Annotated in this window: 17 protein-coding genes; 10 read left to right on the top strand and 7 right to left on the bottom strand. The window is 41.8% G+C overall.

Annotated elements, in window-relative coordinates:
- Window positions 1-295: 295 nt before the first annotated feature.
- Window positions 296-2,737, top strand: a complete 2,442-nt coding sequence (locus tag LI149_RS11385; protein WP_227143370.1) for a cation-translocating P-type ATPase — start codon at window positions 296-298, stop codon at window positions 2,735-2,737.
- 144 nt (window positions 2,738-2,881) lie between these two features.
- Here LI149_RS11385 and LI149_RS11380 read toward each other — a convergent pair whose 3' ends face one another.
- The 3 genes from LI149_RS11380 to LI149_RS11370 all read right to left on the bottom strand — a co-directional run bounded on the left by LI149_RS11380 (window position 2,882) and on the right by LI149_RS11370 (window position 7,199).
- Entirely contained in the window at window positions 2,882-4,039 is a 1,158-nt protein-coding gene (locus LI149_RS11380) for a M20 family metallopeptidase (RefSeq protein WP_173785422.1), read from the bottom strand.
- A 270-nt stretch (window positions 4,040-4,309) separates the two neighbouring features.
- Window positions 4,310-5,695 (bottom strand): YfcC family protein, encoded by a 1,386-nt coding sequence (locus LI149_RS11375; protein ID WP_005335140.1) that lies wholly within the window; start codon window positions 5,693-5,695, stop codon window positions 4,310-4,312.
- 175 nt (window positions 5,696-5,870) lie between these two features.
- Entirely contained in the window at window positions 5,871-7,199 is a 1,329-nt protein-coding gene (locus tag LI149_RS11370) for an amidohydrolase (protein WP_005335142.1), read from the bottom strand.
- Window positions 7,200-7,451: 252 nt separating this feature from the next.
- Between LI149_RS11370 and LI149_RS11365 the strand changes: the two genes are divergently transcribed.
- From LI149_RS11365 to LI149_RS11340, 6 genes are all read left to right on the top strand, one after another.
- Window positions 7,452-8,423: a polysaccharide deacetylase family protein gene (locus tag LI149_RS11365; protein WP_227143369.1), complete on the top strand. Its 972-nt coding sequence runs from the start codon at window positions 7,452-7,454 to the stop codon at window positions 8,421-8,423.
- A gap of 268 nt (window positions 8,424-8,691) precedes the next feature.
- Entirely contained in the window at window positions 8,692-10,083 is a 1,392-nt protein-coding gene (gene asnS / locus LI149_RS11360) for an asparagine--tRNA ligase (RefSeq protein WP_040015708.1), read from the top strand.
- A 126-nt stretch (window positions 10,084-10,209) separates the two neighbouring features.
- Entirely contained in the window at window positions 10,210-10,899 is a 690-nt protein-coding gene (vanR, locus tag LI149_RS11355; RefSeq protein WP_005337379.1) for a VanR-ABDEGLN family response regulator transcription factor, read from the top strand.
- Window positions 10,889-12,142 carry a sensor histidine kinase KdpD gene (locus LI149_RS11350; RefSeq protein ID WP_168933861.1) on the top strand — a complete coding sequence of 418 codons (1,254 nt, stop codon included), beginning with the start codon at window positions 10,889-10,891 and terminating at the stop codon, window positions 12,140-12,142. Before vanR ends, LI149_RS11350 begins: the two co-directional genes overlap by 11 nt.
- Window positions 12,042-13,097, top strand: coding sequence for a DNA repair exonuclease (locus LI149_RS11345; protein WP_227087031.1), 1,056 nt, complete (start codon window positions 12,042-12,044; stop codon window positions 13,095-13,097). Before LI149_RS11350 ends, LI149_RS11345 begins: the two co-directional genes overlap by 101 nt.
- Before the next feature lies 1 nt (window position 13,098).
- On the top strand, window positions 13,099-14,673 hold the full coding sequence (locus LI149_RS11340; RefSeq protein WP_227087030.1) for an ATP-binding protein: 1,575 nt from the start codon (window positions 13,099-13,101) through the stop codon (window positions 14,671-14,673).
- Window positions 14,674-14,869: 196 nt separating this feature from the next.
- On the opposite strand, the gene LI149_RS11335 is transcribed toward LI149_RS11340, so the two are convergent.
- From LI149_RS11335 to murC, 4 genes are all read right to left on the bottom strand, one after another.
- Entirely contained in the window at window positions 14,870-16,057 is a 1,188-nt protein-coding gene (locus LI149_RS11335; protein ID WP_005335161.1) for a ribose-phosphate pyrophosphokinase, read from the bottom strand.
- On the bottom strand, window positions 16,044-17,057 hold the full coding sequence (locus LI149_RS11330) for an ATP-binding protein (RefSeq protein WP_117657390.1): 1,014 nt from the start codon (window positions 17,055-17,057) through the stop codon (window positions 16,044-16,046). The genes LI149_RS11335 and LI149_RS11330 overlap by 14 nt, the downstream gene beginning before the upstream one ends.
- A 27-nt stretch (window positions 17,058-17,084) precedes the next feature.
- A complete protein-coding gene (locus tag LI149_RS11325) occupies window positions 17,085-18,134 on the bottom strand; it encodes a DnaD domain protein (protein WP_173785426.1) in 1,050 nt (349 codons plus the stop codon).
- Between the two features lie 136 nt (window positions 18,135-18,270).
- Complete coding sequence (gene murC / locus LI149_RS11320; protein WP_227078434.1) at window positions 18,271-19,650, bottom strand: UDP-N-acetylmuramate--L-alanine ligase; 1,380 nt, start codon at window positions 19,648-19,650, stop codon at window positions 18,271-18,273.
- 288 nt (window positions 19,651-19,938) lie between these two features.
- Between murC and LI149_RS11315 the strand changes: the two genes are divergently transcribed.
- The 3 genes from LI149_RS11315 to spoVG are packed head-to-tail and all read left to right on the top strand — an operon-like array spanning window position 19,939 to window position 22,643.
- Window positions 19,939-21,213 (top strand): glucose-1-phosphate adenylyltransferase, encoded by a 1,275-nt coding sequence (locus LI149_RS11315; protein WP_227078433.1) that lies wholly within the window; start codon window positions 19,939-19,941, stop codon window positions 21,211-21,213.
- The gene (gene glgD, locus LI149_RS11310; protein WP_005335175.1) at window positions 21,210-22,328 is read left to right on the top strand and encodes a glucose-1-phosphate adenylyltransferase subunit GlgD; all 1,119 of its coding nucleotides are present in this window, start codon (window positions 21,210-21,212) and stop codon (window positions 22,326-22,328) included. The genes LI149_RS11315 and glgD overlap by 4 nt, the downstream gene beginning before the upstream one ends.
- Window positions 22,329-22,361: 33 nt before the next feature.
- The gene (gene spoVG / locus LI149_RS11305; RefSeq protein WP_173785428.1) at window positions 22,362-22,643 is read left to right on the top strand and encodes a septation regulator SpoVG; all 282 of its coding nucleotides are present in this window, start codon (window positions 22,362-22,364) and stop codon (window positions 22,641-22,643) included.
- The last annotated feature ends 212 nt before the right edge of the window (window positions 22,644-22,855 follow it).

The following is a 22,855-nucleotide window of genomic DNA, read 5'->3' as shown; positions in this document are numbered from 1 at the left end:
AAAGAAGTGTCAAAGCCTCAATAATTACAATTTTATCCTTAACTTAATGACATTGAAATGCCAAAATACTACGTCCCCATCAGCGATTAAGGGTGTCCCTAACTGTAATCAGGGGTGCCCTTTTCTTAAGGAATTCTTAGAATTTTTTAACAAAGAATTCATAGTCTGGGAAAGGGTTTCGATGTATAATAAATACCATAAAGGAAAAATTTTCATATTGTATGATAGATTCTAAGATTTTCCAGAAAATGACGGGCAGATATCTTGAAGCTTCAGATACACAGGAGGAATATTTATGGCATTGCGTAAAAAGCATGAGGTTCTGGAAGAACCGCAGGATTATGAGATAGAGCGCCGGGAGACACCGAGATATAATCCGGATCCCGAAGCGGGACTTTCGGAGGCTCAGGTGGAGCAGCACCGTGATGATGGTTGGCGCAATGTGTCAGTCGCACCACCGGCACAGACCACGAAAGAAATTATCCGGGAAAATGTCTGTACTTACTTTAATTTAATTTTTCTTGTATTGGCAATTTTGTTATGTCTTGTCGGTTCATTTCGTGATCTGACATTTCTTCCAGTCATTATTTTTAATACATTAATTGGTATCGTGCAGGAGATTCGTGCGAAAAATGTATTGGAAAAGCTGAACATGTTAAATGCACCGCATGCCAGTGTTGTGCGTGACGGGAAAAAGTCGTTAGTGGATTCAGAAGAACTGGTACTGGATGATATTGTAATATTCAAAGCGGGAAATCAGATCTGTGCCGATGCAATTGTAGTATCCGGCGAAGTGCGAGTCAATGAATCACTGTTGACTGGTGAATCTGATGAGATTACGAAAGCTCCGGGAGCGGAGCTTATGTCCGGAAGTTTTGTGGTAGCGGGAGAGTGCCATGCCCGTCTTGATAAAGTCGGAGTGGATTCTTACATTTCCAAGCTGACATTGGAAGCGAAGGCTATGAAGAAAGGCGAGCAGTCGGAAATGATCCGCTCACTGGATAAGTTGGTAAAATTTGTCGGTATTGCGTTGATTCCGATTGGTATTACGTTGTTTGTACAAGGATTTTTCTTTAATGATCAGAGCTTCCGAAACAGTATTGTTTCCATGGTGGCAGCAGTTCTTGGTATGATTCCGGAAGGATTATATCTGCTGGCAAGTGTGGCGTTGGCTGTCAGTTCTATGAGACTGGCTCATAAGAAAGTTCTGCTTCACGATATGAAGAGTATTGAGACGCTGGCTCGCGTCAATGTGCTTTGTGTGGATAAGACAGGAACGATCACTGAGAATTCTATGAGTGTCAAAGACATGATCCCGACAAAAGAATATGATGCAGAGAAGATGCCGGAGTTAAATGGTCTTCTGTCTGATTTTGTGGGAGCCATGAGCAGCGATAACAGCACCATGGAGGCGTTGAAGGATTATTTTAAAAAGAAGACGGAACAGTCTGCCTCTAAGGTTGTTCCATTTACTTCTGTGACAAAATACAGTGGAGTCATGTTCGGGGAGAAGTCTTATGTAATCGGAGCTCCGGAGTTCGTGCTCCGCGAGGATTATGATACTTACAAACCGGATATCAGCGAGTATGCAAGAAAAGGGTATCGTGTACTTGTATTTGGCTCTTATGATGCAGCATTAGATGGCGGAAAATTGACAGGAAAGGTTCTGCCGATGGCATATGTCCTTCTGGCAAATCCAATCCGTAAAGAAGCACCGGAGACATTTGCATACTTTGCAGAGCAGGGCGTGGAAGTCAAAGTTATTTCCGGTGATAATCCGCTGACTGTATCAGAGGTCGCGAAAGAAGCCGGTATTGTAAATGCAGAGGAATATGTTGATGCGACGACACTTCAGACAGATGAGGATATTGCAAATGCGATTGCAAAATATACGGTATTTGGGCGTGTGACACCGGGGCAGAAGCGTCAGTTTGTTCAAGCATTGAAAGATCAGGGAAAGACTGTTGCCATGACCGGTGACGGAGTTAACGATGTGCTGGCACTTAAGGATGCGGATTGCAGCGTAGCTATGGCATCGGGAAGTGATGCGGCATGCCAGGCGGCGCAGGTTGTGTTGTTGGAGTCCAACTTTGCATGTATGCCGTCAGTTGTATTAGAAGGAAGGCGAGTGGTCAACAACATCCAGCAATCAGCCAGCCTATTCCTGGTAAAGAACATTTTCTCATTCCTGTTGTCCCTGTTCTCGGTTGTATTTATGATGAGTTATCCATTAAAGCCGTCACAGATTTCACTGATCAGCATGTTCACCATTGGAATTCCGGGATTCTTCTTGGCATTCCAGCCGAATAAAGATGTGATCAAAGGACATTTCCTGACAAATGTGGTGTTAAAAGCTCTGCCGGCCGGCCTGACTGACGTACTGGCGGTAGCTGCCATGGCAGTCTTTGGGCAGACATTTGGACTGGGAGAGACAGACATTTCCACAGCAGGAACGATGCTCCTTGCCATTGTAGGATTTATGATTCTGTTCAAAATCTGTGAGCCATTCAACTGGCTGCGTGGCTGTGTATGGGGAGGTTCAGTTATTGGACTTTTAGGCTGTTCCATTTTCCTGCCGAAGCTGTTCGCGATTACCGGAATGTCCACAAAATGCATTATGCTGTTCGTGGTATTTTCTATTGCGACTGAGCCATTGTTCCGGTATCTGACAAAGCTTGTCAGCGGAGTAAGAAAGCTGCATATGAAGATACATAAGAAGCCGGTGGAAGAGTTTTAAGGATATAGAAAAAAAGAAATATAAGAAATATAAGAAATATAAAAATCCTGCAGATATGTATATGATATACAATATCTACAGGATTTTTTGTTGCCAAGCATACGACAAAAAGGTCCGGTGGACCTTTTTTAGTCGATTCTTTAATTACTTTACAATGTCCGGATTTTCGAATACGTCCAGCGCGGTAGCTGCCAATGCTTTTGTGGCGGTATGAAGTGTATGGCGTGCCATTTTTCCATGTACATATTTCAGAAATGTCTCGTGATGTGCAAATACTTTCGGTCTTGCACCGGTATCTAACTCGCAGTATACGGTCGGGCATACATGAGATACATTTCCAATGTCACTGGATCCACTGGCTTCTTCATCACGGTCTACGAAATCTGTAACCCCCAGATCATTTAAGTTCTTACGCATCAGGGCGCGAAGTCCATCATGATATACAAGGTCATCATAAGAATTCTCGAAGTTGAAGTATTCCAGTTTTGCACCAGTCATAAGTTCTGCGCCTTTTGCACAATTAATGACTTTCTGAGTCAGTTCCTCCAAGTAAGCGCGGTCTTTTGCACGAATGTAGAATTGGCATGCTGCGTAATCAGGAATAATATTACATGCAGCACCACCGGAAGTTATAATCCCTGCTACACGGGCGTCATTTCTTGTCTGCTGGCGCATTGCATTGATTCCTGCAAACATCAGGTTTACAGCGTCCAGAGCATTGACACCTTTTTCCGGGTAGGCGGCTGCATGGGATGCAGTACCGTGGAATCGGAATTCGATGGAATCCATAGCCAGAGTCATAATATTCATGTTGTTTTCAGCGCCTAAGTGGAACTGAAGTGCAGCGTCGATATCATCATAACCGCCACGGTTGGCAATATCACATTTACCACCGGTTGTCTCTTCGGCAGGGGCACCGATGACAACAATCGTTCCGTTGATCTGATCTTTGAATTTTGCCAGAGTCAGGGCAGCACCGAGTGTGGAAGCGGCTATCCAGTTATGTCCGCACGCGTGGGCCACCTCGTCCTTGTTCGGACCATATCCCGGAAGCGCATCATACTCCGGAAGCACAGCAACTTTCGGACCCTCACCACAGTAAAGTTCTGCACGAAAAGCAGTATCAAGATCCAGATACGGACAAGTTACCGTAAATCCATGCTCTTTTAATTTCTCAACAAGATACTTACAGGACTTAAATTCCTCACTGCCAAGCTCCGCATGATTAAACACAAACTCACTGATTTCTTCAATCTCAGCAGCAAGATTATCCTCTGCAAGATAAAGTTCTTCTTTATTCATTATACAGTCTCCTTAAAAAATATTTTATATCAGCTTCACATTTCTCTATCAAGACTTACAAAAGCCCTAAAAAGAAAGCTTTGCACAGCCATACTCACATTCATACTTCCGGTTTACCGCAATATAAAAGAGTGAAATAATCTTGAAACGGGTACTCTGACGCGGCCGGTACTTAGGCGGTGTTCTTTAGCGCCTTATGTACCGCTGCCAGCGGAAGGTAGCGAGAGCGTGCCTGGGAAAGATTATTTCACTCTATGCTATTAACGGTAACTAATATCCTATCACTACCGCAGCTCCGAGTAATACGATTGAAGCAGCGAAAATGATCAGGAACAGTGGTGTTACGAATCTATACCATTTGTTAATTGGCAGTCTCATGATTCCGCACATCATAAATACGCTTGTTGGCCAGAAAATGTTAGAGAATCCATCACCAAACTGGTAAGCCAGGACGCTGACCTGACGGCTGACACCAACCATTTCTCCGACTGGGGCAAGGATTGGCATTGTGATCAGAGCCTGTCCGGCACCACTTGGGATAAAAAAGTTGATAATGTTCTGAGCAAATAACATACCCATTGCACTTGCCATACCGCGGAAATGCTGGAGCATGGTAGCGAGCCAGTATACAACGGTATCAATAATCTGTGCATTTTCCATGATAACAGCGATGCTTCGGCTGATACCAACAAGAAGTGCACCATACATCATTTCCTTACTTGCTTCGATAAAAATATCTGCAATCTCACTTGGTGTAAATCTGGATACAAGTCCGGATACAATTGTCATAATAATGAACAGGGTTGCAATTTCGTCGATGTACCAGCCAAGTTTGATCGTTCCGTAAAGAAGCATACCAATTGTAAATACGAATAACAGACAGCTCAGTTTGTGAGTGGTTGTCATCTTGATCTCCATCATTTCCTCACGGGAAGCACATTCGAGCGTCTCAATCTTTTCTCCGTAAAGGTAAGATTTTGTCGGATCCTTCTGGATTCTACGTGCATAGCGCCATACATACCAGATACTGATGCCCATGAATACGACAAAGCAAAGAATACGGTAACCAAGACCGGAGAACATCTTCACGCCTGCAACTTCCTGGGCGATACCAATAGTAAATGGGTTGATGGTTGCAGCGGCAAATCCAACTGCGACACCGAGGTAAATGACACTGCCGCCGACGATGGCATCGTATCCGAGTGCCATGGCGATGGAGATAAACACAGGAATCAGTCCGTAAGTCTCTTCAAACATTCCCATGGTGGAACCGAGAAGTCCGAATAAAATCATACATACCGGAATGATCAGTTCGATACGGTTACCAACTTTACGAAGTACAGAACCAACCAGTGCGTCAAATGTACCATTTTTTAAAAGTACATATACAAATGCATATGCAAAGATGATAAAGAAAATAATCTGTGCACTGTCTTCAAATCCAATCTGGAAAGATTTGAACATATCAAAAATGCTGCAGCCGATTTTATCGACATGATGAAAACTGTCTGCGACAACAACAGAGTTACCGGAAGCGTCTTCGACACGGTCAAATGTACCGGCTGGAATAATGTTAGCCAGAATTGCAGTGATGACTGTCATTATGAAAATAATGACATACGCATGTGGCATTTTAAAGCGTTTTTTCTTTTCCATTGTAAATTAAAATCCTCCTCAATCATAAGTGCTAAAAAACAGTTTTCATTTTAGCACTATTCGAGGAGGGTTATAATGAATTTTTTTACACAAATATGAATTTTTTTGCAATTTCTTTACACTTTTGCCTGAGTACAATTTCTATAATGTCAGATACTCATCAGAAAGTGCATATTTAGTCTTGAGGAACATTATGATAATCCCACACAGCCTGTAAATATTCTGGTTTAGAAAGCAACAATTTTGTACCTTCTGCCATACATCTGGCTGCATAAAGCATACCTTTATGTCCAATACTCATGCCGGCCTGTTCTCTGGCTGCCCAGTGGTGAAGTGCGGTGCCGTGGCACATAGTAGCAGCGCTGATGGTGATGAGGGGAACAGTATGGCTGACCTGGGAGGCATCGGTTCCAATGGAAAGTGGAACTGGCGTGTCCTCCAGCGGATAAAGTCCTGCAAAATATTTTCCATTGTTCATAAGTCCGGCCTTTTCTGAAATGTCTTTTGCAAAATCCAGTTCTGCATCTGTATATTCAGGTGTCGGTATATGAGTCATAGCTTCATAGTAAACTTCCACTAGCGGACGGTTGACTTTCATTTCCATGCAGCTTCCAACTAATTCGATATCGACAGTTGTTCCGGTCATCATAGCTGCACCTTTTGCACATGCATCCACGCGTTTGCTTGCATCTTCCGTGCGGCTTCTTTTGGTAGAGCGGATAAAATAATTCGTCTTTGCAAAGTCAGGTACAACATTTGCCGGAATACCATTATCCATGTAAGCATAATGCATGCGGACGTCATCTGTTACATGTTCGCGGAGATAATTCACGCCAATATTCATAAGCTCGGCAGCATCTAAGGCGCTGCGACCGCTTTCCGGTGAGCGGGAGGCATGTGCGCTGACTCCGTGAAATGTATAGTTTTTAATGTCCTGCGCCTGCCAGATGTCATTGCTGACACGGTTGCGGTCGAATGGATGCCAGGTCACTGCGATGGACAGGTCATCGAACACATTCTGTTCGTCCATAATAATTTTTCCGGACATGATCTCTTCCGCCGGGCAGCCGTAAACACGAATTACAATCGGTTCACCAGAGGATTCATAATCTGCTTTCAATGCACAGGCAGCTGCGCAGACTGCTGTTCCAAGAAGATTGTGTCCGCATGCGTGTCCGATTTCCGGAAGAGCATCATATTCAGCGAGAAAACCAATGATTGGAACTTCGTTAGAAGATGAAACGTTTTTCCCGGCTGGCTGGATTTTAGTAATATCGATGTCAGAATTGGTCCAGGCCGCAGTAAATGCAGTCTCGATTCCAGCAGTATTCCATTCTATTTGAAATCCCTGTGTTTCCAGGTAATCCGCAAGACATTTTGAAGAGAGTTTTTCTTTGTAAGCTGTTTCCGGATGTTCGAAGATATAGCATGATTTCTGAATAAGTTCATCTCTGTGGTTGTCAAGCCAGTTGGAGATAGTAGGGTATGTTGCGGTTGATGTCATAAGATGCCTCCTGTCGTATTTTTATAGTGGGGAGCTTTTACCCCAATATTTTTACAGATAACAGAACTAGTTGGTTCTGAAGTCAATTTTATACATTTTTCGTAGGATGTCAATTCCGAAGGCGTTCTTGAACGTATAATTTCCGGGGGATACAAATGGTCAGTCTTGATAGAAGTGGCTATGTCGCATATAATGATATTAGAGTCAAAAAGGTTTGAAACAATAGATTTGTGAAATAAAATAGGAGGATATATGTCAGATAGAGAAGAAAAGACCGGAAAAAATGATAACGGAAAGAAAAACAAGGGTGGTAAAAGAAATAAAATAGTAGCAATAGAAATGATTATTCTTGTACTGCTGATCATGGCAGCAGTGGCAATTTTTATTCAGAGAGATAAAAGTGTAAAAGAGGCTGCGAAGATTCATGATCAGAAGGCGAAAAAGACAGAGCAGACATCCCAAGCTGCGCAGAAAGAAAATGAGATAGAAGAAGAGACGGAGGGTACGGAAGAGGAGACTGATGATAGAGACGCGGCAGTTCCTGACCGTAGTAATTTTGCAGTGCAACCGGGAGTTTCAGTCGGAACGACAGAACAGTCCGATGAGAAAATCGTGTATCTGACATTGGATGACGGACCATCAGATAATACACAGGCAGTTCTGGATATTCTGGATAAATATAATGCAAAGGCAACATTTTTTGTGACAGGTGAGATGCCGGAATACAAAGATATGATAAAGGCTGCGTATGACAAGGGACATATAATTGGAATGCATACATATTCACATGATTATGCTAAGGTTTATGCATCGGTTGATGCGTATTTTCAGGATCTGGATCAGATTGGGCAGATGGTACAGGAAGAGATTGGCTATGTACCATGTTTTATCCGTTTCCCGGGTGGATCATCAAATACTGTATCAAAGAAATATACAGCAGGAATCATGTCCACGCTTGTGCAGGAAGTACAAAACCGTGGATACCAGTATTATGACTGGAATGGAAGTTCCGGCGATGGGTCTGTGAGAACGACCGAAGAACTGGTGGCGCAGGCAACGAGCTTTGATTCTAACAACATCATTTTACTTTGTCATGATTCCCATGGAAAACAGACGACCGTAGAGGCATTGCCACAGATTGTAGAACATTATCAGTCACTGGGATATACATTTAAAGCACTGGATCGTGATAGCTTCGTAGCGCATCATGGAGTGAATAACTAATTGAGACATAAATCAGTCATAAATTGTAAATAATCGTAAGTATCGTAAATATTGTAAATAAGATATTGTAAATAATCTGTGAGATAATCGGTGAATAATCGGTGAATTGTAAATAATCGCACGAGTCAGGGGTTGGGTAATCACAACTTCTGTGCTATAATAAACGATATATGGCATCTGACACATTTCTTTGTATAATAGGAAGGTGCATTTCCTATGCATGGCGTCAGAAGAAAGGATTTTTAAGACAGTAGAAGGAGTATTTGGTATGAATTTAATTGAAATTCGCGAATTATACAAGAACCAGGAAGCATACCTGGATAAAGAAATTACCGTTGGGGGATGGGTAAGAAGTATCCGAGACTCCAAAGCATTTGGCTTTATTGTCATCAATGATGGAACATTTTTTACACCACTTCAGGTCGTATATCATGATGATATGGAGAACTTTGAGGAAATTTCCAAACTCAATGTAGGAGCAGCTGTTGTTGTAACAGGTACACTGGTTGCAACACCACAGGCAAAACAGCCATTTGAGATTCAGGCGAAGACTGTAACAGTAGAAGGCGCTTCCGCGCCGGATTATCCGCTTCAGAAGAAGCGTCACAGCTTTGAGTACCTTCGTACTATCGCACATTTAAGACCGAGAACAAACACATTCCAGGCAGTATTCCGTGTTCGTTCCCTGACGGCATACGCACTTCACAAATTTTTCCAGGAGAGAGGATTCGTGTATGTACATACACCGATCATTACAGGAAGTGATTGTGAAGGAGCCGGAGAGATGTTCCGCGTAACAACGATGGACATGGAAAATGTACCGAAGACAGAAGATGGTGCAGTAGATTATACACAGGATTTCTTCGGAAAAGAGACAAGCCTTACCGTAAGCGGACAGTTAAATGCAGAGACATACGCACAGGCATTTGGAAATGTTTATACATTTGGACCTACATTCCGCGCAGAGAACTCCAACACAACAAGACATGCGGCAGAGTTCTGGATGTTAGAGCCTGAGATGGCATTTGCAGATCTGGAGGACGACATGGACCTTGCAGAAGACATGTTAAAATATGTCATCAATTATGTGATGGAAAACGCACCGGAAGAGATGAACTTCTTCAATTCATTTGTAGACAAAGGGCTGATCGATCGACTGACCAACGTTGCAACATCTGAATTTGCACGAATCACATACACAGATGCAATTGAGATTCTAAAGAAGCACAACGATAAATTCGAGTTCAAAGTATCATGGGGAATCGATCTTCAGACAGAGCACGAGCGCTATCTGACAGAGGAAGTATACAAACGCCCAGTATTTGTAACAGATTATCCGAAAGATATCAAAGCATTCTACATGAAACAGAACCCAGATGGAAAGACCGTGGCAGCAGTCGATTGCCTCGTACCAGGAATCGGTGAGATCATCGGAGGAAGCCAGAGAGAAGACGATTACGAGAAGCTTGCAACACGCATGGAAGAACTCGGAATGAAGACAGAAGATTACGGATTCTACATGGACCTTAGAAAATACGGATCCACAAGACATGCCGGATTCGGACTTGGATTCGAGAGATGCATCATGTATCTGACAGGAATGGGCAATATCCGTGACGTAGTACCATTCCCAAGAACAGTAAATAACTGCGAGTTATAACAGAAAAATAGCCCCTGAAATTGTAGAAAATGTTTGACACAATCAGAAAGGGACAGGTTAAAGTTCAATTGGGGACGGGGTTTTTTTGAAAAAACCCCGTCCTCAATTGAAAAAGAGGAGAATTGTATGAATATTTTAGTAGTGGATGATGAGAAAGAGATTGCTGATGTTATCGAGTTATACTTGAAGAATGATCAGTATAATGTGCTGAAATTTTATACGGGTCAGGAAGCGCTTGATTGTATTGCCAGTACGAAGATTGATCTTGCGATTCTGGATATCATGCTTCCGGATGTGGACGGATTCCAGATTTTGAAGCAGATTCGGGAGAAATATACATTTCCTGTGATTATGTTGACAGCGAAGACGGAGTATATGGATAAGATCACGGGTCTGACACTTGGTGCGGATGATTATATTCCAAAGCCTTTCAATCCATTGGAGCTGGTTGCCAGGGTGAAAGCACAGATTCGACGCTATACGCAGTACAATGAGGGTACGAAGGACGAGGGGGATGTGATTGATTTTGGCGGTCTGTTCCTGAACCGGCAGTCTCATGAGTGTACTTACAATGAAGTGCCGCTGACACTGACACCGATTGAGTTTGATATTCTGTGGCTGCTCTGTGAGAACCGAGGCAAGGTTATTAGTTCTGAGGAGTTATTCCACAAGGTTTGGAAGGAAGAATGCTATAAGAACAGCAACAATACGGTCATGGTTCATATCCGGCATTTGCGGGAAAAAATGAATGGACCTACCGGAAAATCTGATTTCATTAAGACTGTATGGGGAGTTGGATATAAGGTTGAAGAATAATTATCGTAAATTAAAATTCAGTATTCTCTTGCAGACGGTGCTTGTTACGGCACTGACAGTTCTGGTGGGTGGATTTTTGCTGAATTATGTGATCGATGGAATTTATAATGACAGTTTCGCCAGGAATTTTGTAAAAATAATGACGAAACTGCAAGTGAGTGAACCGACTGCACGGAGCCTGTATTGGAAATTGATAGGAGATAACAAGACATTTTTCATGGTTGTAGGCTTTTTGCTTTTGTTTGCTCTTTTTTTCTATGTGGCACTTTCGAAAATGACAAAGTATCTGGACCAGGTGGGAGAGGGAATTGAAAATATTCTGTCGGAATCTACGGAACCGATTCACCTGATCACAGAATTGAAACCGATTGAGATTCGATTAAATGAGATTAAAGCTACCCTGAAACGGCAGGAGTTGGAGTCAGTGGAAGGCGAGAAACGAAAAAATGATCTGGTGTTGTTTCTGGCGCATGATTTAAAGACACCCTTGACTTCTATTGTGGCTTACTTAAGTATGCTGGACGGATATCCAAAGATGCCGGAGGAGGAGCGAAAGAAATATATTCATATTGCTCTGGAGAAATCCAATCGTCTCGGTGAATTAATTAATGAGTTTTTTGACATTACAAGGTACAATTTGCAGAATATCGAGCTGGAGTCGGTGAAGATCAATTTGACTATGATGCTGGAGCAGATTGCAGACGAACTTTATGGCGTACTTCAGGAAAAAAAGCTTACTTGTGATGTGGATGTGGAAGAGAATCTGGAAGTTTACGGTGATCCGGACAAGCTTGCCCGTGTCTTTGATAATATTTTGAGAAATGCCATTGCATATTGTTATGAGAATACCAAAATTGAGATTCAGGCCAGAATGAAAAATAATAAAATCGAGATTACATTTACAAACAGCGGAGACCGGATTCCGGGAGATATGCTGCAGACGATTTTTGAAAAATTTTACCGGGTAGATAATTCCAGGTCGACCGGAACCGGAGGAGCAGGACTTGGTCTTGCGATTGCAAAAGAGATTGTGGAACTACATGATGGACAGATCATGGCGAAAAGTGACGATTTACATACGCAATTTATTGTGACACTGCCGTCGGAAAATGAACTGGAAGAAAATGAAGAGGGAAGAAAAAATGAGATTCATACACATCGCAGACATACATTTGGGGGCAGACCCGTACATTGGAAGCTCCCGAAAGGAAAAGCGGGAAAAGGAGATATGGACCAGTCTTGAACGAGTACTCGAAGTCTGTGAAAGTAAGCATGTGGAAATGCTTCTGATCGCAGGCGACTTGTTTCACAGGCAGCCGCTCAGACGGGAACTAAAAGAACTGGATTATCTTTTTTCAAAACTGACCATGACTGAGGTGGTTATCATTGCAGGAAACCATGATTATCTGAAGAGAGATTCTTATTATCGGACGTTTCAGTGGTCAAAAAATGTGCATATGATTCTGGACAGGGAGATTCAATGCGTGGAATTTCCAGCATACAGTCTGGCAATCTATGGCATGAGCTATGATACGAAACAGATTACAGAGGAATGCTATTGTGATGCATTTGCACAGCGGCGACAGCCATATGAGATTTTGCTTGCGCACGGAGGAGATGACAGCCATATTCCGATAAAGAAAGAAAATCTGCTGGGGCTTGGTTATGATTATATTGCAATGGGGCACATCCATAAACCGCAGATTATCTGTCCGGATAAAATTGCTTACGCCGGAGCGTTGGAGCCAATCGATAAAAACGATACTGGAGCGCACGGATACATTTACGGAGAGATCACGACCAAGGGATGCAGGATAAGATTCGTACCATTTGCAATGAGATCTTACATACATCAGACGATCGAAGCAAATCCGTCTATGACAGAGCATGAACTAAAAGAGACAGTTGCGAAAGTTATAGATGAAAAAGGAAAGGAAAATATTTACAAGATTATTCTGGACGGAATGCGTGACCCGGAAATTTCTTACAATGTGGACACGCTGGATCCATATGGAAATGTGATCGAGATTACAGATCAGACACGACCGGCGTATCAGTTCGATAAGTTGAAAGAAGCAAATAAGGGAAATATTCTTGGGGCATTTGTGGCAGAGCTGGAACAGTATCCTGAGAATAGTCTGGAACATCAGGTGCTTTGTGAGGGAGTGCGGGCATTGATGGAGACAAGAAGAGGCTAATATGAAAATCAAAGAGTTGAGACTTAAGAACTTTGGAAAGTTTACAAATAAAGAAATTCATTTCTTAGATGGAATGAATGTGATATATGGAGAAAATGAGTCTGGAAAGTCTACCCTTTATACGTTTATCAGAGCTATGCTTTTTGGGTTGGAACGAGGGCGTGGAAGAGCTGCGGCGCAGGATACATTTTCCAGATATGAACCGTGGGAAAATCCGAATTATTATTGTGGGGAAATGAAATTTGAATCAGGAGATAAGGAATTTCTTCTGTCCAGAAATTTTGACCGGTATGGGAAAAATGAGACGCTTGTCTGTCTGGAAGATGCAGAAGAATTGTCTGTGAAAGATGGAGATCTTCAGATGCTCATGGGTGATTTGAGTCCACAAATTTATGATGATACGATGGCTATGGCACAGATGAGGGTAAAGCCTGGAATGACGCTCTCCGAGGAATTGAAAAATTACGCATCTAATTATTATGCGACCGGAGATGGGGAACTTGATCTGGCGGCAGCTATAGATTATTTGAAAGAGCAGAAAAAAGAAAGTTTGCATGAGATGCAAAAGCAAATGGAAAAACGCCAGGATAAAAGAGAACACATTTCTCAGGAAATGTCTTATGTGTGGCGTGATATTCATAAACTGGAAGAAGAACAGGCACATTTGGAAGAAGAGATTGAGTTTAGAAAAGTGCGGGAGCGAGAATCCAGGCTGTTGCTTAAGCAGGATGAAGAAGAACCCAAACACATGATAGATGAGATACGGCCATCTAAATGGAGAGTACATCCATTGGAAATATTGGCAGCGGTACTGGCAGTGGTTCTGTGTGCGTGGCTTTTGAAACGTCCGTGGAATTATCTGGTCGCAATTATTTTAGTATTGCTTTCCAGCATCTATGTGTGGAACCGGATGAAGATCAGTAAAAAAGTTGAGAAGACAGAGCCGGAAAAAATTTTGGAGGAGATTACACCTCAAGAGGAGAAGATTCCTACAGACCGTCTGAAATGGGAACTGGAGAGAAATGCGTTGGAGCTTGGGGATAAGCGGGTACGTTATTCCAATCTAAAGGAAGACCTGGAAGAGTTAGACGGGATCAGTGATGAGGAGAGAATTCTGAATGCCCAGGCGGAGGCAAGACAGCTTGCGATTGATAAAATTCAGGAACTTTCTGGAGAGATGCAGAAGAAGCTTCGAGGAAAATTAAATGACCGGGTTTCAGAGATTATGGAATTTATTACAGAAGGGAAATATACCCGATTAAATGTAGAAGAAGGATTAAATATCAGCTTACTGAGTGAAGGGCGCAAAGTAGATATTGCAAGAGTCAGCCAGGGAACAGCAGAGCAGGTATATTTTGCACTTCGAATGGCAGCATCAGAAGTACTGTTAGAAGAAGAACTTCCGGTGATTCTGGATGATACATTTGTAAGTTATGACGAGGAACGGCTGGAAAGTGTGTTGGAATGGCTTGCAAAAAGTGGAAAACAGGTATTATTGTTCACCTGTCAGAAAAGAGAGATGAAGATACTTTCCGAAATGGGAGTTAAAAATTGTAATTATATAAAATTACAGTAGACAAAAGCAGATGAATGAATGTAAAATTCTTGAACTACATTCACTTATCTGCTTTTTATATCAGCTGGGAGTCAATCCCCCAGCTGATATAGCCTCCGGCAGGATTGCAGAGATGCGCAGTAGAAGTATGTCATGCAATTGCATGACGCGCACCTCGCAGCAAGAATGCCGAGGCATTCTTGAACAGACGCAGCTGTTATAACTGACCGTGAGCTTTCTTGTATTCCTCAACGCATACCTGAATTCTCTCACTAGGATCCAGAATATCACTGATAGATCCGTCGTGGTTCAGAGTATCAATCATAAGAGCAACATATTTACTCATATCACAGTTGATATAATAAGGTCTGGAAAGAAGTTCCGGTGTCTGGTAAATCAGATTCGTTGTTAAAACTCCATCAATCAGACCACTTTCATAGGCTTCATCGAACTTATCCAGTCCATTTGTAAAGAGTCCAAATGTAGCAGCTGCAAAAATACGTTTTGCATTGCGGCTCTTTAACTGTTTTGCAACATCCAGGATGCTGTCTCCGGAAGAAATCATGTCATCCAGAATAATAACATCTTTTCCTTCTACAGAAGAACCAAGGAACTCATGAGCAACGATTGGGTTGCGTCCATTTACCACACGTGTGTAATCACGTCTCTTATAGAACATACCCATATCCAGGTTCAGAACGTTTGCCAGATATACAGCACGCTCTGTAGCACCCTCATCTGGGCTGATCGCCATCATGTGGTCACTGTCGATGATTAAGTCATCGTATCGATCTAATAATCCTTTTACAAACTGATAAGTTGGACGCACTGTCTCGAATCCGGAAAGCGGGATTGCGTTCTGTACACGAGGGTCGTGTGCATCAAATGTAATAATATTATCAACGCCCATGTGTGTCAGCTCCTGAAGTGCGAGTGCGCAGTCCAGAGACTCACGAGAGCTTCTCTTATGCTGACGGCTTTCATAGAGGAATGGCATGATAACGTTGATACGTTTTGCTTTACCACCGACAGCAGCGATAATTCTCTTTAAGTTTTGATAATGATCATCTGGTGACATATGATTTGTGTTTCCACTCATAGAATATGTCAGGCTGTAGTTGCAGACATCGACCAAAATGTAAAGATCCATACCACGGACAGACTCATCAATCACACCTTTGGCTTCCCCGGAACCAAAACGTGGTACATGAGCATTTACGAGATAAGAATCTCTCTGATATCCACTGAATACTACATCATCCATGAATTTGTGTCCATCTTCATGGCGCCATGTAGTGATGAAATGATCGACTTCCTTTCCCATCGCCTGGCAGCCATCAATTGCGATGATTCCAAGTGTTCCTGCAGGGATGTTGTCAAGATTACGTTCGTTACGGCGTAACATCTTTTGTACCTCCTAGGTTTAATAATTTTTTTTGAATTCTGATATCGTCACCGGTCAGACGGAGCATAGAATAGCTGCTGCTGATACGTGAAAAAATTCGTTCAGAATAAATTGCTTTTATATCTTCGAGCGACAGGTTCGTAGATATGATTGTCGCTTCCTTTCGTAAGATTCGCTCATTAAGTATAACAAATAATTGTGAAACCGTAAAGCTATTCGCGAGCTCTGTGCCAAGATCATCAATAATTAGCAAGTCACAGCTGCAAATATGGGAGAGTGCATCTTCATCGATCTCATCTCTTTTACCAAAAGTATTCTTAGCAAGAAAATCAAAAAGCCCTGCTGCAGAAAAATAAATAACTGAATAAGAGTGATCCATTAATTCCTTTGCAATACAGTGAGTGAGAAATGTCTTTCCAACACCAGTATCTCCATATAAAAGAATATTATGAAATTCACTGGAAAATGTATCAATAAAATGATGACAGACACGAAGTGCGGTTTCAATGGCGTCTCTTGCCGATCTTCCGGTCAGCGGATCAATATGGCTTTTGGAATAGTAGTCCAGAGAAAATGTGTGAAAATTTTCCTGCTCTAAAATTCCTTTCAAGTTCGAGTCGTTATATAGAAGCTCGATAATTGCCTTTTTCATACAGTGGCACTTGCGTGTTCCAATATATCCGGTATCCTGACAGTCTGGACAGTGATAATGCTTTTCAAGATAATCAGATGGAAATCCGTGAGACGTAAGAAGCTTCTGCTTTTCGCCAGTTAATGTCAGGAGCTTTTCATGAAATGAAGAAAGAGCATCTTCGTCTCCTTCCAGCAGTCTCTTTGCTTTTTCAACACTCAGAGAAGAAATCGTGTCATCAATTGTGCGAAGCTTTGGAATCTTCGCATAAACTTCATCAAAACGAAGACGAAGTTCATGCTCGTTATCCAGTTGTAATTGCTCATAATCGCGCATCAATTGATCGTACTGGGAATTTGATAATGCCATGGACGAAAATGCTCCTTATTATATAGTTTATTGCTGTAACAGCTTGCGCTCAAGATCGCTCATATCATAAGAACGATTCTCGAAGTTGTTGAACTTTGTTGGTGCCGGTGTGATTTTAGCGGCACTTTTTCTTTGAAGTTCTTTTTCACGGCGTTCTTTTTCACGGGCTTCTTTTTCGCGGATAAATCCGGCATCCAGGGTTTCGATATCCTGAATGTTCTTAACACTTTGCTCCAGCCATTTTTTCAGAATAGATTCAGTATAGTCAAAGCTTGGCTGATGAATTGCATTCATAGTTCTGGCGCATGCGTTCAGGATCAGATCCAGAGAGAACCCATATTCGGAAGTCCAGCGCTTGATGTATTCCATCTCAGACGGTGCAGGAGCGCGTCCTTTAATGCCGAAAGCTCCGAGAATAGAATAGCAGTTCTTATTGTATGCCATAGAGCTTGCTTTTGCTTCAGAAACCGTCTTAATGTGGCGTTCACACCAGGAAAGAGCAACCTTCTGAATATAGTGCATACTTGTATGACCGTTCTCTACACAGTACTCGATCAGGTATTCGATAAGATCTGCAGACATATGTAAAGTCTCGTAAAAATATGTAATAGATTCTACGTCAGAATGGGACAGCGTCTTGCCAAGGTACTGCTCTGCAACAAAAAGAAGTTCTTTGAACTCTTTACGAGAGCGGTACTGCTCAATACTGGATACATCTGTAGTTGGCGGTGCCGGCTGAATAGAAGGAGCAGCCGGTTCCGGTGCAGATGGTTCTTCTGTCATACGCGGCTGTGCCGGAATCGCCGGAGCCTCTCCGTCTACAGGCATGTCATAATCCAGTAACCCTTTCTTTTTCCAGTAGTTCAATGCACGGATCACATCTTTTTCTGTAATATCTAATAAATCTGCAATCTTTGAAATTGTCAGAGTTCCTGAAGGCTCATTCAGATGGCGCAAAAGAATAAGGTATACCTTCACGTATTCCCCGTTCGCCTCTGCCATATAATGATCGATAAATTCGTTCTCCAGTACAGTTGTATCACTCTGCACGTGGTTTGTAAGTGTTAATTTTCTCATGCCTTTTCAGGTCCTCCTCAAGTATCATTCGCTTCATTGCACAGCTATTATAGCATCGGAAGTACCATTAAAAAAGAAATTTTTGACGCAAAAATCGGGTTTTTTGTGGATAAAAATCTGTGGAAAATGTGGATAACTATCTTCCAAGAAGCGTTTCCCCAATGTTTACAACGTCTCCGGCTCCCATAGTTATCAACACATCCCCTTTTTGACAATGCGTCAGACAGAAATTTTCTATCTCTTCAAAACTTGGGAAGTAGTATGCATCGTGCCCTTTTGCCCTCAATTCATCTGCAATCTGCTTAGAAGACACTCCGAGAGTATCCGTTTCTCTTGCAGCATAAATGTCTGCCAGGATTACATGATCCGTATGTGAAAGTGCCTCAACGAATTCCGGGAAGAGAGCTTTTGTACGTGTATAAGTATGAGGCTGGAAAATGCACCAGATCTCACGATGCGGATAATGGGTCGCAGCAGTCAGTGTTGCAGCAATCTCTGTCGGATGATGTGCATAGTCATCAATGATCGTCACACCATTAGTCTCGCCTTTGTATTCAAAACGACGGTCTGTACCGTGAAATTCTTTCAGTCCCTTTTTGGCAACGGAAACATTTACATCCAGAAGATCTGCAACAGCAAGTGCGGCAAGTGCGTTGGATACATTATGGTCTCCACTTACAGATAAGGAAATACGATCTACAAATTCACCGTTCTTTACCAGGTCAAAGGATGCTTCGCCGAGTTCGTCATGAGTTACATTTGCAGCATGATAAGTTGCGGAAGGATTCGTTCCGTAAGTTACGATTTTGCAGTCAAGATCTCCTGTAATCTCATCCAGACGATCAATGTCACCATTGATAACAAGTGTTCCGTCTTTTGGAAGCAGCTTTGCAAATCTGTGGAAAGAGTTGCGGATATCCTCCAGATCCTTGAAGAAGTCCAGATGATCTTCGTCAATATTCAGAATCACACTGATCTTAGGAAAGAAGCTAAGGAAACTGTTTGTATATTCGCATGCTTCCGTAACAAAAATCTCGGAATTACCGACACGGATATTTCCACCGATTGCTTTTAAGATTCCGCCAACAGAAATAGTCGGATCCATCTCTCCGGCCAGAAGAATGTGTGAAATCATAGAAGTTGTTGTTGTTTTTCCGTGAGTTCCGGAAACTGCGATTGGAATGTCGTAGTTTGTCATAAGCTGTCCGAGAAGTTCAGCACGTGTCAGCATCGGGAGTCCTTTTTGAACTGCAGTCTGATATTCTTCATTGTCTTTATGAATTGCAGCCGTATATACAACTACATCGATACCATCTATAATATTAGAAGCTTTCTGTCCATAGAAAATCTGTGCGCCGGCTTTTTCAAGATGATCTGTCAGAGCAGATTCTTTGTTGTCAGATCCGGAAACAGTAAAGTTCTCTTCTAAAAGTACCTCGGCAAGTCCGCTCATGCTGATACCGCCGATTCCGATAAAATGTACGTGTACTGGCTGGTCAAAATTAATTTTATACATAATTAAGATTCCTTCCTCATATATATAATAATATAGGCAAATTGTGTTGGGAAAAATCCCGTCTGTAGTATCGTTGGATTGCTCTGTGCGGCACACTTTCACAATCCAATTAATAATTCTTTCTAACTTATTATTATATACATATATGAGAAAAAATCCAACCCGCAATTTTTTGTAATATTTTCATAAAAATCGGAGAAATTATTCAAATGTTTTGTAAAATATGTTCACGAAATGGAACATATATGGTATAATATTTATCACAAACTACTGAGAAGGGGTGAAGACATGAGGAAAAAGGAAATGATAGCAATGCTCCTGGCAGGAGGACAAGGCAGCAGACTTGGTGTTCTGACATCAAAAGTTGCGAAACCGGCTGTTGCATTTGGTGGAAAATACAGAATCATTGATTTTCCGCTAAGTAACTGTATTAATTCAGGAATTGATACTGTAGGTGTATTGACACAGTATCAGCCATTACGTTTGAATTCACATATCGGGATAGGTATCCCATGGGATTTGGATCGAAGCATCGGTGGCGTTTCGATTCTTCCGCCATATGAGAAGAGTACAAGCAGTGAGTGGTATACAGGTACAGCGAATGCCATTTATCAGAATCTGGAATACATGGAATCGTTCCATCCAGATTATGTATTAATTTTATCTGGAGATCACATTTATAAGATGGATTACCAGGTGATGCTTGATTATCATAAGGAGAACAATGCAGATGTTACAATCGCGGCTATGCCGGTTCCGATAGAAGAGGCAAGCCGTTTTGGAATTGTAATCACCGATGATAGTGGTAAGATTACAGAATTTCAGGAGAAACCGCCACAGCCGAAGAGTAATCTGGCATCAATGGGAATCTACATATTTAGCTGGAAAGCATTAAAAGAAGCTCTTGTAGCATTGAAGGACGAGCCTGGATGTGACTTTGGAAAGCATATCATTCCGTATTGTCATGAGAAGGGTGAGAGCCTGTTTGCTTATGAATACAATGGATACTGGAAAGATGTTGGAACACTGGGATCTTACTGGCAGGCTAATATGGAGCTGATTGATATTATACCGGAATTTAACCTTTATGAAGAATTTTGGAAGATTTACACTAACAGTGCTATACTTCCGCCTCAGTACATTGCAGAGAATGCTGTGATAGACCGAAGCATTATCGGCAATGGCTGCGAGATTTATGGAGAGGTACATAATTGTGTTATCAGTGCCGGAGTCACAATTGAAGAAGGTGCGGTAGTGAGAGATTCAATCATCATGAGCGATTGTATGATTGGAAAAGGCTGTGTGATCGATAAATCTATCATAGCTGAGAATACGAAGATTGGCGAAGGCGCGATCCTTGGAATTGGCAGTGAAGAACCGAATAAATTAAAACCGGCAGTCTACTCATTTGGACTTGTAACGATCGGAGAGAATTCTGTAATCCCGGATCACGTACAGATTGGTAAGAACACCGCAATCAGTGGAATTACGAACAAAGAAGATTATTCGGACGGAGTACTTGGAAGTGGAGAAACATTAATAAAGGCGGGTGAGATAGCATGAGAGCAGTAGGAATTATTTTAGCAGGCGGTAACAATAACAGGATGAAAGAGCTGACTCACAAAAGAGCAGTAGCAGCAATGCCAATTGCAGGAAGCTATCGATCCATTGATTTTGCACTTAGTAATATGACGAATTCTCATATTCAGAAAGTTGCGGTGTTGACGCAATATAATGCCCGTTCCTTAAATGAACATTTGAATTCTTCAAAATGGTGGAATTTCGGAAGAAAGCAGGGTGGACTGTACGTATTTACACCGACCATTACAAATGATAATGGATACTGGTATCGCGGAACGGCCGATGCCATTTACCAGAATATGGATTTCCTGAAAAAGAGTCATGAACCGTATGTTGTTATAGCATCCGGAGATGCGGTATATAAGATGGATTACAGTAAAGTTCTTCAGTATCATATTGACAAAAAGGCTGACGTTACGGTAGTATGCAAAGAGATGGATCCATCAGATGATGTGAGCCGATTCGGAACAATCCGAATGGATGACGATATGCGTATAACAGAGTTTGAAGAGAAACCGATGGTGACAAAATCAAACATGATTTCAACAGGAATCTATGTGATCAGAAGAAGATTACTGATTGATCTGATTGAGCATGCAGCGGAAGAAGAAAGGTTTGACTTCGTCAATGATGTTCTGATCCGTTATAAGAATCTGAAGAAGATCTATGGTTACAAGATTGATCATTACTGGAGCAATATTGCAACTGTAGATGCTTATTATAAGACTAATATGGACTTCTTGAAGCCGGAAGTAAGAAATTATTTCTTCAAGCAAGATCCGGAAATTTATTCAAAAGTCAGCGACCTGCCTCCTGCAAAATATAACCCAGGCGCGTCTGTCAAGAACAGTCTGGTAGGAAGCGGAAGCATTATCAACGGAACTGTGGAGAATTCCGTAATATTTAAGCAGGTATTTGTGGGAAATAACTGTGTGATCAAAAATTCAATTATTTTAAATGATGTGTATCTTGGGGATAATACTTACATTGAAAACTGCATCGTGGAAAGCCGTGATACAATCAGAGCCAACACACGTCACGTTGGAACAAACGGGATAAAAGTGGTTGTCGAAAAGAACGAGAGGTACGCACTGTAAGATCAGTGCGCCTAGATAGAAAGGGGCAATAACATGCAGATAACAGATGTAAGAGTAAGAAAAGTAGCGAAGGAAGGAAAATTGAAAGCAGTAGTATCAATCACGATGGATGAAGAATTCGTTGTACATGATATTAAAGTTATTGAAGGGGAAAAAGGACTTTTTATTGCTATGCCAAGTAAAAAGGCAGTGGATGGAGAATACAGAGATATTGCTCATCCAATCAATTCCGGAACTCGCGAAAAGATTCAAAGCATCATCCTCGAGAATTACGAAAAAGTATTAGAAGAGACACCTGAGGAAGCCGTTATCTAGTTTGTGTGAATAGAGGACATACGAACAGAAGCTTAAGGAAAATTGAAAAAAGAAAATGAAACGAAGAAGCGGGATATGTAATTGGAGGCATATCCCGCTTCTTTGTTTCAACTATTTAAAAATATTCTTGTGCGAAAATCCGTGTAGATTTGATTTAAATCACGAAACAGTTTTCGAGTTCAGTTCTTTTAAAATCTTATCAGCATTGTAAT

It is taken from the genome of Dorea sp. 210702-DFI.3.17 (assembly GCF_020560825.1).
Taxonomy (GTDB): domain Bacteria; phylum Bacillota; class Clostridia; order Lachnospirales; family Lachnospiraceae; genus Dorea; species Dorea formicigenerans.
Note: the sequence above shows the minus strand (reverse complement) of the source record. Positions and strands in the feature narration are given on the sequence as shown.

What these genes read in the sequence shown, in the direction of transcription:
- LI149_RS11385 (WP_227143370.1), top strand. Translation starts at nt 296, where the DNA reads ATGGCATTGCGTAAAAAGCATGAGGTTCTGGAAGAACCGCAGGATTAT.
- LI149_RS11380 (WP_173785422.1), bottom strand. Translation starts at nt 4,039, where the DNA reads ATGAATAAAGAAGAACTTTATCTTGCAGAGGATAATCTTGCTGCTGAG.
- LI149_RS11375 (WP_005335140.1), bottom strand. Translation starts at nt 5,695, where the DNA reads ATGGAAAAGAAAAAACGCTTTAAAATGCCACATGCGTATGTCATTATT.
- LI149_RS11370 (WP_005335142.1), bottom strand. Translation starts at nt 7,199, where the DNA reads ATGACATCAACCGCAACATACCCTACTATCTCCAACTGGCTTGACAAC.
- LI149_RS11365 (WP_227143369.1), top strand. Translation starts at nt 7,452, where the DNA reads ATGTCAGATAGAGAAGAAAAGACCGGAAAAAATGATAACGGAAAGAAA.
- asnS (WP_040015708.1), top strand. Translation starts at nt 8,692, where the DNA reads ATGAATTTAATTGAAATTCGCGAATTATACAAGAACCAGGAAGCATAC.
- vanR (WP_005337379.1), top strand. Translation starts at nt 10,210, where the DNA reads ATGAATATTTTAGTAGTGGATGATGAGAAAGAGATTGCTGATGTTATC.
- LI149_RS11345 (WP_227087031.1), top strand. Translation starts at nt 12,042, where the DNA reads ATGAGATTCATACACATCGCAGACATACATTTGGGGGCAGACCCGTAC.
- LI149_RS11340 (WP_227087030.1), top strand. Translation starts at nt 13,099, where the DNA reads ATGAAAATCAAAGAGTTGAGACTTAAGAACTTTGGAAAGTTTACAAAT.
- LI149_RS11335 (WP_005335161.1), bottom strand. Translation starts at nt 16,057, where the DNA reads ATGTTACGCCGTAACGAACGTAATCTTGACAACATCCCTGCAGGAACA.
- LI149_RS11330 (WP_117657390.1), bottom strand. Translation starts at nt 17,057, where the DNA reads ATGGCATTATCAAATTCCCAGTACGATCAATTGATGCGCGATTATGAG.
- LI149_RS11325 (WP_173785426.1), bottom strand. Translation starts at nt 18,134, where the DNA reads ATGAGAAAATTAACACTTACAAACCACGTGCAGAGTGATACAACTGTA.
- murC (WP_227078434.1), bottom strand. Translation starts at nt 19,650, where the DNA reads ATGTATAAAATTAATTTTGACCAGCCAGTACACGTACATTTTATCGGA.
- LI149_RS11315 (WP_227078433.1), top strand. Translation starts at nt 19,939, where the DNA reads ATGAGGAAAAAGGAAATGATAGCAATGCTCCTGGCAGGAGGACAAGGC.
- glgD (WP_005335175.1), top strand. Translation starts at nt 21,210, where the DNA reads ATGAGAGCAGTAGGAATTATTTTAGCAGGCGGTAACAATAACAGGATG.
- spoVG (WP_173785428.1), top strand. Translation starts at nt 22,362, where the DNA reads ATGCAGATAACAGATGTAAGAGTAAGAAAAGTAGCGAAGGAAGGAAAA.